The following is a 13,724-nucleotide window of genomic DNA, read 5'->3' as shown; positions in this document are numbered from 1 at the left end:
ATCCATTTCGAGACGGCTTGGAGGACGACGAAGTTCGCGCCGAAATCTTGCACGGGTGCGAGAAGAAGCGCCTAGCTTGCGAGTACGGTCGGTTTGGCAACAGCCCGTTCGGCCTCATGGACGACCCTCATCGTACGCATCACGCTTGACGGGTTCACGCTGATCGAATCGATATCGAGTTCGGTCAGGAATTTCGCGATTTCCGGATAGTTTGCCGGCGCTTCACCACAAATGCCGACATGGCGCCGGTTGCGCTTCGCTCCCGTCACCGCCATTCTGAGCATCTGCAGCATTCCGGGATCGCGCTCGTCAAAATCAAACGCGACGATATCGGAGTCCCTGTCGACACCAAGCGTGAGCTGGGTCAGATCATTGGACCCGATCGAAAATCCATCGAACAATTTGGCGAACTGATCGATCAGAATGACATTGTTCGGAATCTCGCACATCATGAACACCTCGAGGCCACCGTCGCCGCGGGTAAGACCGTTGCCGGCCATCGCTTCGAGGACGTTGCGGGCCTCCTCGATGCGCCTGCAAAATGGAATCATGATCTTGAGATTGGTCAGACCCATTGCGCTTCGCACGCGACGCAGCGCGGCGTATTCCAAGGCGAAGCCTTCGGCATAGGCCGGGTGCGCATAGCGTGCAGCGCCGCGGAACCCGAGCATCGGATTCTCTTCCTTTGGCTCGAAGTCCGCGCCCCCCAAGAGATTGGCATATTCATTGGTCTTGAAATCGGAGAGCCTGATGATGACGGGGCGCGGATAGAACGCGGCGGCGATGATGCCGACACCTTCCGACAGGCGCTCCACGAAGAAGTCGGATGGCTTCCGATAGCGCCCGGTGAGACGCTCGATCGAGCGACGGTCACTCGCGGATCTGACTTTTGCGGGCTGCGCAAGCGCCATCGGATGGATCCCGATATACTGGTTGATGATGAACTCCATCCGCGCCAGCCCGACGCCGTCGTTCGGCGCCATGGCCGTCTTGAAGGCGATTTCCGGATTACCGAGATTTACCATGATCTTGGTACGTGGCCTTTCCAATTCGTCTGTCGTGATCCGCTCGACCGAAAACGGCAATGCTCCGTCATAGACATGGCCGATGTCGCCATCGGCGCATGACACCGTGACAGGCATGCCATTTTTCACGAGCCGGGTGACATTTTCGGTGCCGACAACCGCCGGCACTCCAAGCTCGCGGGCGATAATGGCGGCATGACAGGTTCTGCCGCCATGGTCGGTAACGATAGCGGCGGCGGTCTTCATCACTGGTTCCCAATCGGGACTGGTCGCGGAGGCAACCAGCACCTCGCCGGGTTTGAAAGCGCGAAGATCGCGCTCGGTCCTGATCAGCCGAATCTTTCCGGCGGCAATCTTCTCGCCGACGGCGCGGCCGGCTGCAACGACCTTGCCCGTTGATTGAAGGACATAACTTTCAAGCGCTTCAGGTCCGCGGCGGGATGCCACCGTCTCCGGACGTGCCTGAATGATGTAGAGCCCGCCGGTATTCCCGTCTTTCGCCCATTCCACATCCATGGGGGTCGGCGCGCCAGCTCGTTCGGAGTAGTGTTTCTCCACCACAATGGCACACCGCGCGAGCTCCAGCACGTCCTTGTCATCTATACAGAACTGCTCGCGAGCCGCCTTCGATGTCGTCACGTTGCGGGTGGTTGAGCGGCCTTTGGCATAGACCATGCGGATTTGCTTCGATCCCATTCGGCGCGACAGGACAGCCCGGAAGCCATTGTTGAAAGTCGGCTTGTGCACGTAGAATTCGTCAGGATCCACGGTCCCCTGGACGATGTTCTCGCCGAGGCCATAGGCGCCGGTCAAGAAGAGCACATCGCGATGCCCCGATTCGGTGTCGAGCGTGAAAATCACGCCACTTGCAGCAAGGTCGGAGCGGATCATTTTCATGACCGCAACGGACAGTGCGACCTTGAAGTGATCGAAGCCATTGTCGAGGCGGTAGGAAATCGCGCGATCGGTGAACAGCGAGGCAAAGCATCGACGGCAGGCGAGCATGAGGTCATCCGGAGAGCGAACGTTGAGGAAGCTCTCGTGCTGTCCCGCAAAGCTCGCAGTAGGCAGGTCTTCCGCAGTCGCTGAACTGCGCACGGCGACTGCGACATTGGCGCCATATTCCTCTTCGAGTTTTCGATAGGCCTTCCCGACCTCGCGGCGCAGAGCCTCCTGATCCGTTGCAGCATAGACGATGGCCCGTGCGGCGCGGGCGCGCTTGGCGAGTTCCGCGATGTTCCGCTTGTCCAGACCGTCGAGCAGCTTGCAGAGTTTGTCCCAGGCACCTGCCTGCGTCAGCGCGTCGCGATAAGCCGACGCTGTCAGGGCAAAGCCATTCGGTACTTTGACCCCCTGCCGCGCGAGCGCCGAGTAGAGCTCGCCCAGCGAGGCGGTCTTGCCCCCCACCAGGGGGACATCCTCAAGGCCGATATCCTTGAACCACCGCGTGTAGCCGGAAGCGTTCATGGTGCCTTCTCCGTGCGCTGCAGCAAATGCAATCCAGTAGGGCATATTGACCGACCGCCGCCCGCAGCCTTTGCGCAAGATCAAGCACTCACCGACGAAAGGCCGCTAGCTGTCAAACTCGATCATGTCCGAAGAGCACGAAGATAATCGGCATCAGGAGTGGCGCCGATTTTGGGAAAGCGCGTCGGGTCTCTGGCGGGACTTGTCGGCGTGGCGCATTTGGCTGGTTTGCGCTTCGCTGGTCGGCGTGGTCGCCCTGCAGCTCTATGTTCAATTTCGCCTGAACTACTGGAATCGCGATTTCTTCAATGCGCTGGAGAGCCGGGACCCGCTGCGTTTGCATGCCCAGGCGATCTTGCTCATTCCTTTGTGCGGCGCGAGCATTGCGCTCGCAGCGATGTCGGTCTGGGGTCGCATGACGGTGCAGCGCAAATGGCGCGAATGGCTGACCAACAATCTGATCGATTACTGGATCGAAAACGACCGGTATGCCGGGCTCGCACGGGTGCAAGGAGATCAGAAGATCATCCCCGAATACCGCATTTCCGAGGATGTGAGGATCGCAACGGACGCGCCAATCGATTTTGCGCTCGGAATTGTTTCATCATTGCTGACCGCTGTCATCTTTGTTCAGGTATTGTGGAGCGTCGGCGGCGACGCAAGCTTCTCAGTATCCGGCTATCAGTTCTGGATACCCGGCTATCTGGTGGGGAGTGTTGCGGTCTATTCGGGCATCGTGACGATCGCAATGGTTTTGGTAGGCTCGCCGCTCACGAGCGTCATTCAGATCAAGAACCAGGCTGAAGCAGAGTTGATTACAGCGGCCCACTTGCTGCGAGATGTCGGCGAAGGCGTGATGCCCAAGCTGCAGGAGGCGGAGGCCAGGCGAGGGCTCCAGCAAGCGCTGCGGAATGTGCTCGCTCGTTGGCGGCGCTTGTGTTGGCAGCTCGTTCGCAACACGTTGGTCTCGCAGGGAAACACGTTGCTCGCGCCAGTCGTCGGGCTCGTCTTATGCTCGCCAAAATTCCTGGCCGGGACGATGACACTCGGCGAGCTCACGCAGGCTGCCGCAGCATTCACACTCGTACAGAGTTCATTCAACTGGCTCGTGGACAACTACGGACGGCTGGCAGATTGGGTCTCTTCGCTTGAAAGGGTAGGTCGTCTGCTGCTTGCGTTGGACGAACTCGACCGGGGAATCGTGCCGACAGCTCGCGAGGAAACACCGATCCTTGGGGAGTCCATCACGCCGCTTTGATGACGACCTGTCGGGCAAGACGTTCGACGTCTTCGGGCATACAGAGACCGGTGCCGCGATTGATCAAAGCGGCGGCGCCTGCGGCAACGGCGTACCGAAAGGAGTCTTCCAGACCGCCTCCAGACGCAAATTGCCAGAGCAACGCTCCGAGAAAACTATCGCCGGCGCCAACTGCGCTAATCGGAGTGATCGCAAGCGGCTCTGCCCGCAACACCTGGTCGCGCGTGACCAGCACGGCGCCGAGATGGCCCATGGTCAGCGCAACGGTGGTAACTTTGCCATCGTGGACGAGAGCTTTTGCCGCGGCTTGCCATTCCCTGGCGTCATGTGGCTCGCAGCCGGCGAGCTCCCGCATTTCCTGCAAATTCGGTTTGATCAAATCGACCCCTTCAACGACGGCAGCCGCAAGCGCCGGGCCCGATGCATCAACGACCATCCTGGCGCCGCGTAGTTTCGCGATTCTCGCCAACCTGGCATAGAAATCGTCCGGAACGCCTCCGGGCAGGCTTCCGCTCGCGACTACAAATCGGGGAAACGGTTCAATCCCGGAAAGAAACGCCAGAAATTGCTGCCATTCGGCCTCAGTGAGGGTCGGTCCGGGCAGAATGAAGCGGAACGGCTGACCAGTGCTGATTTCGACGACAAAGAAATCCTCGCGTGTCTCTTCCGCGATCGAGAAGGTCCAGCTTGGCACGCCCTCCTTGTCGAGCAGTCTGCGGAGCATATCCCCCGTCGCGCCGCCCACAGGGTAGACGGCGCGAACACGCCCGCCGAGGCGTTTGACGACGCGCGCCACATTGATTCCGCCGCCGCCCGGATCGCGCTGTTGCGACTTGCCCCGCAGCTTGTAGACCGGAACGATCTTCTCGACCGTTGTCGACAGATCGACCGCCGGATTGAGGGTAATCGTCACAACGTCCGTCATGGCCTGTGGTGGATCGAAGATGTGCCTGAGGCTGCCGCGCTCCGTTCGCAAAACGCCTTGAGCCCGATGAAGCTTCTGTCAGGATCAAGAATGAGACTTGTCGGGATTCTGCGCAGATAGGGTTCGTAGCGACCCTTGCATTCGAACTGCATTCTGAACCTGGAAGCGACGAAGCGATCGGCAAAGCGCGGCACGATGCCGCCCGAGATGTAGACGCCGCCACGGGCGCAGAGCGTCAGCGCAAGATCTCCGGCGACCGCGCCGAGCATGGCGCAGAACGTATCGAGCGCGGCAACGCTGATCCGGCAATGCTTCTCTAGCGCCGCTTGAGTGATCGCTGCGGGATCTCGGTCCGGCACTGCCACGCCATCGATGGCAGCGAGCGCCTGATAGAGATTGACAAGACCGGATCCTGACAGAACGCGTTCCACGGAAACATGCCCGAAGCGCTGGCGCAATTGGCCGATGATCTGCTCCTCTCTCTCGGAAGTTGCCGGCAACGTCGCATGACCGGCTTCGGTGACTGCCACCATCGCCGCGCTCGGAAAGAAGCAGGCGGCACCAAATCCGGTGCCCGGCCCGATCACCAGCATGGGCGCTGCGGCCGCTGCCCTTTGCGTTCCCATCGCCCGGAGATCGGACGGCTGAAGCGCCGGCAGCGACCACGCGAGAGCTTCGAAATCGTTGAGAAGATGAACTGTCCTGAATCCAAACCTATCTTGAAAATCACGTCCGTCGATCATCCATCCGCTGTTGGTGACGACGCAGCGGTCATTCTCTACAGGTCCCGCAACCCCGAGGACCGCCGCTCGGGGCGCGCAGCCCGCATGGTGTAACAGAAAAGCTGCGATTGCTTCGATAGCGGTGGAGAAATCGCCCACTCTGTAGTGCTCTATCGGACCGATTCTGCCTCCTCCCGAAAGTGCGAAGCGGGCGTTGGTCCCGCCAATGTCGGCGAGAAGGACCGGCTCATCTAATGGTCGACCGTTCTTCATCGCGTTGCCATCGCCGCCTCGGTAGAATAGCCGGATATTGGCTGAACCAGGCTTCTTCGATTGGCTGCGATGAGGTTCGCATACCATCGCGCCGAGGCCTTGGGAATGCGCCGTTGCGTGGCGAAGTCGACATAAGTGAGTCCAAAACGTTGAGAATACCCGGAGCTCCATTCGAAATTGTCCAGCAATGACCACACGAAATAGCCGCGGACATCCGCGCCCGCCGCGATGGCTTCTTGCATGGCATCGATATAGGCCCGCAGATAGACAATTCGCCCGGCATCTTCGATGTGGCCGGCACTGTCGAGCGTGTCGTCTGTCGCGGTTCCATTCTCGAGGATGTAGATCGGTAAGGAGAAGCAGCGATGAACATCGAGCAGGGTGTCACGGAAAGCGTCAGGCACAATCGGCCATCCGATTGTGGTTCTCGGCACATTTGGCGGTGGCGCACCAAAGGTCGCGCCGATAACATTGTGGTCTGCCTTGATGTAGTGCGGCGAGTAATGGTTTAGCCCAAACCAGTCGACGGGCTGTGCGATCAGCGCCATGTCGCCGGGCTTCTGGAACGGCTCAACGGCCTCTGCCAGCGCAGCAGGATAACATGCGAAATGCTGTGGATACGGAAAGGCGTCGTTCCAATAGCCGGCGAATCTTGCTGCCGCAGCCGCGTCATTGGGACTTGTCCCGGCCGGAAAGCAGGGCTGCCGATTGTGAATGGCGCCGACCGAGGCTTGGGGCACCATCGTCCGCAACGCGCCAATTGCGGCACCATGGCTTAGATTGACGTGATGGATGGCTTTGTGCAAGGCGTCGGCATCGGCAATCCCCGGCGCGTTCCAGCCGAGACCATATCCGAACAGCGTGAAGACGCATGGTTCATTGAAAGTCGCAAATCGCTTGACGCGATCGCCATAACGCCGTGCGACGAGCGCCGCGTAGTCGGCAAACCATCCGGCGATATCCCGATTCTGCCAGCCACCGAGTTCTTGGAGAGCCTGCGGCAGATCCCAGTGATAGAGGCAAATCCAGGGCTCGATTCCTGCTGCGAGCAGCGCGTCGATCAGTCTGTCGTAGAATGCCAGCCCGAGTTCGTTGGCTGCACCGCGGCCTCCGGGCAAGAGCCGCGGCCATGAAATGGAAAAGCGGTAGGCGTCGATGCGGAGTTCGCGCATGAGCGCAACGTCCTCACCGTAGCGATGATAGTGATCGCAAGCCGTTTCGCCAGTGTCGCCGTTCTTGACCGTGCCGGGCTTCCGGCAATAGACATCCCAGATGCTGTCGCCGCGTCCGTCAATGTGTGCCGCGCCCTCGATCTGAAAACTCGACGTCGAAACACCCCAGACGAAACTGGATTTCAGTGCTGCCAACAGCTGCGGCTCACTTTGCAAGGCCTCCTTGGTCATTTTCCAGCCCTCAGGTGCGTTATTCTGAATTAAGAGCGTAGGCTATCGATCGGCCCTTTGATGAAAATCAACGGGTAGATGTGGAACGCGACCTGCTCTTAGGGGAATGAACCGGCTGAACGGGAGATGAGACCGAGACGACTGAACGCGTGCGCCGCCAAGCAATGGCTGAACGCCCCGCGATGGATACCCGGAGCGTGGGACATTGGAGCGGTACGGCATGCCCATCTCCGTCAGTTCAGTTTGGCCCACTCCTCATCCTCGGGAGAACGCTCAGAGGCGAGCCCGTAGATCCGATCGAACCACCGCAGGTGATCGTGGACCTTGACGACGCCTTCGACATTCTCCGCCGCGACGATTGCGGCCTTGCGACAACGTTCTTCGGCAATCATGCCGCTGAGATGAACGATGCCATCCTTGACGATCACGTTGAAGCCCGACGGGCACCAGTCCTTGTTCTCGATCTCGTCGACGATCCGCATGCGGATATGTTCGTCATCAGTGGTCGGGGCAGGCGCTCTGCCAGCCAGGCTGGCAGCCGCCTGCATGAGGTTCGAACGCGACACAAGTCCAGTCAGCTTGCCTTCTTGCACGACTGGGACGCGCTTGATGCCGTTCCGCTCCATGATGTCGACGATCTCGGCCAACGTCGTCTGCTCGTCCACCGTGATCGGAGACGCGGTCATGATCTCCGATACCGTGCGACCGCGCTCGCGAACATAGCTCTCGGCCGCCTCGCCGACCCCGAGAACCCATTCGAGCCAACGAGGACGCTTTCGCTGCGTGCCGATTTCGCTCCTTCGTAGAAAGTCGCTTTCGGACAGGATGCCCACCAGCGCGCCGTGCCGGTCGACGACCGGGAGTCCGCTGATATGATGCCGTAGCATGAGGCTTGCAGCCTCCGCTAAATCGGCTTCCGGAGCAATCGTAAGGACGTTCCGGGCCATGATCTCATGAGCTCGCATGGGAGCCTCCAGTAGCTGATCATGTATCTGATTAGCGCTGTGGCGCCGCAGGTGCTTGATCTGAGTCAACCTGTTCGCGTCCTGGCGGGCGGCCACGGACGAGCAATTGAGCTGGATCAAGGCACAAAACTCGCGGAGATGTTGATTGGAAAGTTCCGAAGAAGGAGAAAGGTCATGCTGACCTATTCCAAACTGGACACCGTGACGGCCATCTATAAGCGGCGCGCCGTCAGAAGTTACACGCCAGAGAAGCTTGAGCGAGCCACGATCAAACACTTGCTGGATGCAGCGGTGCAGGCACCGACGGCACTCCATGCCGAGCCATGGGCGTTTGTGGTGATCCAGGACAAGGCACGCTTGCGACGATATTCGGATCGCGCCAAGACCTTGCTGCTCGACCAACAGCAGGCCATATCTCACCTGCAGAGCGCCGAACCGCGGGCACTTGCCATGCTGTCCAATCCGGATTTCAACATCTTCTACGACGCCGGCGCACTTATCGTCGTCTGCTGCAAAGCCAAGGGCCCGTTCGTTGAGGCGGATTGTTGGCTGGCCGCCGAGAATCTCATGCTAGCGGCCACCGCGGAGGGGCTGGGGACCTGCTGCATCGGGTTTGCAGTCGGCCTTCTGAACATGCCGGACGTCAAGGCGGAGTTGGGAATTCCAGAGGGCGGTGCAGCCGTTGCGCCGATCATTGTCGGATTCCCGAGAGAAATTGCGGACAGCGCATCTCGCAAGCCGCCGGTTGTCCTCAGATGGGTGCCGTAGCTGCTCGGGTGATGAACTGATACGAGACCGCTGGCCGGCGTCCGGTCGCGGCCGTTCCTGGACGCGCATATTGCTTCATCGCGTCGGGGAGGGGGCTCGATTATGCTCCCTATCAGGGCTCGAAGACATAGAACCCCGGGGCCGGACCGAGACAGTCCACGCTCACATTTGAGCGAAACGAGGGCGTAACTCGCACTTGCGAGGAATGCGCGTCGAGCCAGCGTACCCATTCCGGCCACCAAGATCCTTCCTTCTGCGAGGCCGAAGCGAGCCAGGTGTCGGGATCGACGTATTTGTCGAGCGGATCGCAAGTGCTGACGCGATAGTAGGCTCCCGGTTTGTCCGGTGGACTGACGACCGAGCTGTTGTGGCCGCCGCCGGTGAGAATGAACTCCGTATCGGCCGAGCTATAGAGTTCGATCTTGTAGACTGAACGCCAGGGGGCGATATGGTCCCGCTCCGCTCCCAGCGCAAAAACCGGCGTGCTGATGTCCTTGATGGCCAGCGCACGGCCGCCGACCAGATAATTTCCGTGGGCGAAACTGTTATGGAGAAATAGCTGGCGCAGATACTCGCTGTGCATTCGAGCAGGCATTCGCGTCGCATCGGCAAGCCAGGCGTCGAGGTCGGTCGGCACCCGCGGTTGTCCTAGAAGGTATCTCTCGACGAACTGGGCGAAGATCATCTCGTTTGCACGCAGGACGTAGAACACTCCAGCCATTTGCCGGGTTTCCAAAAATCCCTGAACATGCATGATGTCCTCGAGCAGTGCGAGCTCGCTTTCATCGATGAACAGCATCAGTTCGCCCGCTTCCTCGAAGTCGGTCTGCGCGGCGAGCAGGCTAAGGCTGGCGAACCGCTCGTCGTGGTCTCGGTTCATCGCGGCGGCGGCGATCGCCAGGATCGTTCCGCCCAGACAATATCCGACAGCGTGCAGCTTTCGACCCGGAGTAATTTTGCCGATAACATCGATGGCGGTCATCACTCCCTTGCTTCGGTAATCGTCGAAGGACGTGTTCCTCAGTTCGGGGCCGGGGTTTTTCCAGGAGATCATGAACACCGTAAATCCCTGGTCGACCAGATAGCGCACCAGTGAATTCCCGGGACTTAGATCGAGAACGTAGTATTTCATGATCCAGGCAGGAACGATCAGCAGCGGCTCTTCCCGGACTTGCGGCGTCGTTGGATCGTACTGGATCAGCTCCATCAGCTCATTACGGAACACCACCGTTCCCTCGGTGGTCGCAATATTCTCGCCAATCTTGAAGTCGTCGAGCCCTTTCAGCTTCTTGCCGCGTGCGACCCGCATCATGTCCTGAATAAGCAGCGATGCGCCATCGGCGAGACTGGTGCCGACACTTCGCCAGGCAGTTTCCAGAACGGTTGGATTGGTCCATGGGAAGTTGACGGGAGCAATCGCGTTCAGCAAGAAACTGCCGAGAAAATCAACGCGCCGTGCATGACGGCGGCCAATCCCCGGCACATCCATGGTCGCCGCATGCCATTGAGCCTCGGCGGCCAATTGGACCTGCGCCAGCAGGTTGAACGGCGGGTGCTTCCAGGCGGGATCGCGGAAGCGCCGATCTGCGAATTCCGATCCCGGGCCGTCGTTCGCGAGCTTGCCTTCCACCAGAGACATGGAGGCTTGCAGCGCGAGTTCCCAGAGCTCGATCTGCTTGGCGTGCGAGATCATCAGGTGAAATGCCCAATCTTCCCAAGCCTGAAGGGCAGCCCAAGGCGACTGTCCGCCTAGCAGCATTCCAAGGTGGCCGCGGCGCCTGCGGTCGAGTTCATGGACCAGTGCATTGATGTCGCCAGGCAGCGAGCCTGCGATTTCCGAACCGCTGGTCGGGCTCTGATCGTGACTCATGACTCCCGATGTCCCTTCCACAGTAGGACGTGCCCGACGTTGAGTGACCAACCGCCGAGCGGCCGATTGGCCACGTTCTAGCGACGCCGATCACTTTTAATCCTAGCCCAGTACCGGCAACCGCGGACTTGATCCAGCGCAAGTCCGGTTGCTGGTTCACGATTACGAAGGCAGGTGGCAATTTCTTGGTCATCCTCCTCGGGATCGCAGCGGGACGTGAAAATGGCCTCCGATCAGACGGCACGTAAGCAAAGGATCGTGATCGCCGTCATGGCGGCCGGAGCTATTGGCTCGCTGATCTTTCAATGGGTCGCTTTCTCCTACACCCAGTTTGACACGATCCCGTTCAGCCAGTTCGAGCAGCTGGTCGCCCAAGGCAGTATCACCGAAGTGACGGTCGGCAAGGACAACATCACAGGCAAGGTCCGGGACAAACTGCCGAGCGGAAAGTCGGCCTTTGTAACTGTTCGCGTCGATACAGCGCTTGCCGAAAAACTGTCAGCGAAAGGCATCGTTGTGACGGGTGCTCCGGCGGAGGGACTGCTGCAGACGATTCTCCTATGGGGCTTGCCCGTCCTGATGTTCTATCTTTTTTGGTCCTTCCTGAGCCGCCGGGTTGGAGAGGGGCAAGGTCTGGGCGGTTTCATGTCGATCGGCAAGTCGCGCGCCAAGATCTACCTCGAAAGAGATATCAAAGTCACGTTTGCGGATGTTGCGGGCGTCGAGGAAGCGAAGTTCGAATTGCAGGAAGTCGTCTCCTTCCTGAAGAATCCGGAAAGCTACGGTCGGCTCGGAGCTCACGTTCCCAAGGGCATCCTGCTTGTAGGTCCTCCCGGTACAGGCAAGACGCTGCTCGCACGCGCCGTGGCCGGCGAGGCCGGTGTGCCGTTCTTTTCGATCTCCGGATCGGAATTCGTCGAAATGTTCGTCGGCGTCGGGGCGGCGCGGGTGAGGGACCTGTTCGAGCAGGCCCGGAAAGCCGCGCCATGTATCATCTTCATCGACGAACTGGACGCGCTGGGCCGCAGCCGGACTCCAGGCGCGTTTGGTGGCTACGATGAGAAGGAGCAGACGCTGAACCAACTGCTTGCGGAACTCGACGGCTTCGATCCCAGGGTCGGTGTGATCCTGCTCGCGGCGACCAATCGGCCCGAAATTCTCGATCCGGCGCTGCTGCGCGCCGGCCGCTTCGACCGCCAGGTGCTGGTGGACCGACCCGACAAGGCCGGTCGCGCAGCCATCCTCAGGGTGCACATCCGCAAAGTAACGGTCGGTGGGGACGTCGATCTCGACAAGATCGCAGGACTCACCGCCGGCTTCACTGGCGCCGACATCGCAAATCTGATCAATGAGGCTGCGATTGCCGCCACGAGGCGAAACGCGAGCGAAGTTTCCTTCGACGATTTCACCGTCGCTATCGAGCGTATCCTGGCCGGCATTGAAAAGAAGAGCAGGGTGCTCAGCAAGCAGGAGCGCCGCAGGGTCGCCTACCACGAGATGGGCCATGCGCTCGTCGCTGCCAGCCTGCCGGGCGTCGATCCCGTACAGAAGGTGTCCATCATTCCCCGCGGCGTCGGCGCGCTGGGCTATACCATGCAGCGGCCCACGGAAGACCGCTTCTTGCTGTCAGTGAGCGAGTTGAAAAGCCGGATTGCGGTGCTGATGGGCGGTCGCGCTTCCGAGCGCCTGATTTTCGATGGCGACGTTTCGACCGGAGCGGCGGACGATCTGCAGCGCGCAACCGAGATCGCCGTCGAAATGGTGACGAAGTACGGAATGGACGCAAACGTCGGGCAGCGGACCTACGCGCCGCGGCCGCAAGCCTTCCTGCCTGCGATGCAGGATGCGGTAGTCAGCGCCGCGGAAGCGACCGGACGGGAAATCGATCTCGCTGTGCGCGAACTCGTCGAGGCCGGAGACGCCTGTGCGCGGGAAATCCTGAAGCAGCGGCGCGCCGACCTCGAGGCCGGCGTGGAACTGCTGATGGCGCGCGAAGCTTTGACCGCAGAGCAATTCGCTCCGTTGCGCGGCGCCGGCGTCAGTACACGGGGGCAGGTGGCTGCCGAAGTGGCATCGATACCGGCTCAATAGACCAGGACAGGCTTGATCATCAGGTGATCATTGACTGACACGACGCCGGGAATGTTCTCGGCCGCCACGCGGATCGCCTTCCGCTCCTTGTCGGAATCGACAAAACCCCAGAGGTCAACGGTTCCATTGGTCACTACCGCGTTCAAGCTATGCGGATGCGCCCACGACTGCTTCTTCAGATCATCCAGCAACCTCTGTCGGATGGTCGAATCGGGAAGGTGCATGGCGAGCTTGGGCCGGGCGCTCGCGACCGCCTGAATCAGGTTTGCCCGGCTGACAATGCCGACGAGTTCACCGGCCTTGTTGACGATGGGCACACGCTTGATGGCACGTTCTTCAAGGAGAGTGGCGACTTCGTGAAGCGGTGTTTCCGGTGTGGCCGATATGACTTCCGTGGTCATGACGTCGGCAACGTGCCTCGCATGAGATTTCGCGTATTCGGCGGCGATGGCGGTCTCGCCGGCGAGGAAGCGTACCCACCAGGGGTCGCGCCGTTCGGTCCCTGCTTCGACGCGGTGAAGCATATCGCTTTCGGTCACGATGCCGATGACCTTGTCGGCATCGTCGACGACTGGAACGGCGCTGATGCGCTTTTCGAGCATCGTTCTCGCGACATCCCGGACGGTCGCGCTCTTGGTTACGGTAATCACGGGGGATACCATCACGTCGCGGGCTTGCATGAGCACTACTCCTGTTTGGATCAATTGACTGACATTCTGGAGAGCTCGCCAAAGACGAGATTGATCCGTATCAAGCGTGGGCTACGGGGGCGGGACCGACGTGAGGCGAACTCCCAGCCCGGCGCGACCGGCAACGTACGACACCGCGATGGTCGGCCGGGATGTGGCTTCCGGTTTGACCTATTGATGTCGATCAATATTTCCGCCGGCTACATGAATAGCTTCATCCGGGTACCTGCTGGACGGATGATGTTGGTCGGCGGAACCGATCGCGGCC

Annotated in this window: 10 protein-coding genes; 3 read left to right on the top strand and 7 right to left on the bottom strand. The window is 60.2% G+C overall.

Translation table 11 applies throughout. The annotated features are described in order from the left end of the window. Window positions 1-71: 71 nt before the first annotated feature. Window positions 72-2,492 carry a phosphoenolpyruvate synthase gene (gene ppsA / locus E2I15_RS19520; RefSeq protein ID WP_137478717.1) on the bottom strand — a complete coding sequence of 807 codons (2,421 nt, stop codon included), beginning with the start codon at window positions 2,490-2,492 and terminating at the stop codon, window positions 72-74. A 202-nt stretch (window positions 2,493-2,694) separates the two neighbouring features. Here ppsA and E2I15_RS19515 point away from each other — a divergent pair, with 202 nt between their 5' ends. After that, the gene (locus tag E2I15_RS19515; protein ID WP_137478826.1) at window positions 2,695-3,750 is read left to right on the top strand and encodes an SbmA/BacA-like family transporter; all 1,056 of its coding nucleotides are present in this window, start codon (window positions 2,695-2,697) and stop codon (window positions 3,748-3,750) included. Here the strand turns inward: E2I15_RS19515 and E2I15_RS19510 are convergent. The 4 genes from E2I15_RS19510 to E2I15_RS19495 form a co-directional block, all read right to left on the bottom strand. Further along, the gene (locus E2I15_RS19510) at window positions 3,737-4,675 is read right to left on the bottom strand and encodes a 1-phosphofructokinase family hexose kinase (protein ID WP_137478716.1); all 939 of its coding nucleotides are present in this window, start codon (window positions 4,673-4,675) and stop codon (window positions 3,737-3,739) included. The two genes, E2I15_RS19515 and E2I15_RS19510, sit on opposite strands and share 14 nt — an antisense overlap. Further along, on the bottom strand, window positions 4,672-5,670 hold the full coding sequence (glk, locus tag E2I15_RS19505) for a glucokinase (protein ID WP_137478715.1): 999 nt from the start codon (window positions 5,668-5,670) through the stop codon (window positions 4,672-4,674). The genes E2I15_RS19510 and glk overlap by 4 nt, the downstream gene beginning before the upstream one ends. Further along, window positions 5,667-7,073: a GH1 family beta-glucosidase gene (locus E2I15_RS19500; protein ID WP_137478714.1), complete on the bottom strand. Its 1,407-nt coding sequence runs from the start codon at window positions 7,071-7,073 to the stop codon at window positions 5,667-5,669. The genes glk and E2I15_RS19500 overlap by 4 nt, the downstream gene beginning before the upstream one ends. Window positions 7,074-7,306: 233 nt before the next feature. After that, window positions 7,307-8,038 (bottom strand): CBS domain-containing protein, encoded by a 732-nt coding sequence (locus E2I15_RS19495; protein ID WP_170991494.1) that lies wholly within the window; start codon window positions 8,036-8,038, stop codon window positions 7,307-7,309. 21 nt (window positions 8,039-8,059) lie between these two features. Here E2I15_RS19495 and E2I15_RS19490 point away from each other — a divergent pair, with 21 nt between their 5' ends. Further along, complete coding sequence (locus E2I15_RS19490; RefSeq protein ID WP_246668040.1) at window positions 8,060-8,806, top strand: nitroreductase family protein; 747 nt, start codon at window positions 8,060-8,062, stop codon at window positions 8,804-8,806. A 112-nt stretch (window positions 8,807-8,918) separates the two neighbouring features. Here the strand turns inward: E2I15_RS19490 and E2I15_RS19485 are convergent, their stop codons facing one another. Continuing rightward, a complete protein-coding gene (locus tag E2I15_RS19485; RefSeq protein WP_137478711.1) occupies window positions 8,919-10,676 on the bottom strand; it encodes a PHA/PHB synthase family protein in 1,758 nt (585 codons plus the stop codon). 270 nt (window positions 10,677-10,946) lie between these two features. On the opposite strand from E2I15_RS19485, the gene ftsH reads away from it, so the two are divergent. Then, complete coding sequence (ftsH, locus tag E2I15_RS19480) at window positions 10,947-12,767, top strand: ATP-dependent zinc metalloprotease FtsH (RefSeq protein WP_422109838.1); 1,821 nt, start codon at window positions 10,947-10,949, stop codon at window positions 12,765-12,767. Here the strand turns inward: ftsH and E2I15_RS19475 are convergent. After that, window positions 12,761-13,447: a CBS domain-containing protein gene (locus E2I15_RS19475; protein ID WP_137478709.1), complete on the bottom strand. Its 687-nt coding sequence runs from the start codon at window positions 13,445-13,447 to the stop codon at window positions 12,761-12,763. The two genes, ftsH and E2I15_RS19475, sit on opposite strands and share 7 nt — an antisense overlap. Window positions 13,448-13,724 lie beyond the last annotated feature (277 nt).

Source organism: Bradyrhizobium sp. BR2003, from assembly GCF_009720285.1.
GTDB lineage: Bacteria > Pseudomonadota > Alphaproteobacteria > Rhizobiales > Xanthobacteraceae > Bradyrhizobium > Bradyrhizobium elkanii.
This window is presented reverse-complemented; position numbering and strand designations above follow the sequence as displayed.

What these genes read in the sequence shown, in the direction of transcription:
- ppsA (WP_137478717.1), bottom strand. Translation starts at nt 2,492, where the DNA reads ATGAACGCTTCCGGCTACACGCGGTGGTTCAAGGATATCGGCCTTGAG.
- E2I15_RS19510 (WP_137478716.1), bottom strand. Translation starts at nt 4,675, where the DNA reads ATGACGGACGTTGTGACGATTACCCTCAATCCGGCGGTCGATCTGTCG.
- glk (WP_137478715.1), bottom strand. Translation starts at nt 5,670, where the DNA reads ATGAAGAACGGTCGACCATTAGATGAGCCGGTCCTTCTCGCCGACATT.
- E2I15_RS19500 (WP_137478714.1), bottom strand. Translation starts at nt 7,073, where the DNA reads ATGACCAAGGAGGCCTTGCAAAGTGAGCCGCAGCTGTTGGCAGCACTG.
- E2I15_RS19495 (WP_170991494.1), bottom strand. Translation starts at nt 8,038, where the DNA reads ATGCGAGCTCATGAGATCATGGCCCGGAACGTCCTTACGATTGCTCCG.
- E2I15_RS19490 (WP_246668040.1), top strand. Translation starts at nt 8,060, where the DNA reads ATGTATCTGATTAGCGCTGTGGCGCCGCAGGTGCTTGATCTGAGTCAA.
- E2I15_RS19485 (WP_137478711.1), bottom strand. Translation starts at nt 10,676, where the DNA reads ATGAGTCACGATCAGAGCCCGACCAGCGGTTCGGAAATCGCAGGCTCG.
- ftsH (WP_422109838.1), top strand. Translation starts at nt 10,947, where the DNA reads ATGGCGGCCGGAGCTATTGGCTCGCTGATCTTTCAATGGGTCGCTTTC.
- E2I15_RS19475 (WP_137478709.1), bottom strand. Translation starts at nt 13,447, where the DNA reads ATGCAAGCCCGCGACGTGATGGTATCCCCCGTGATTACCGTAACCAAG.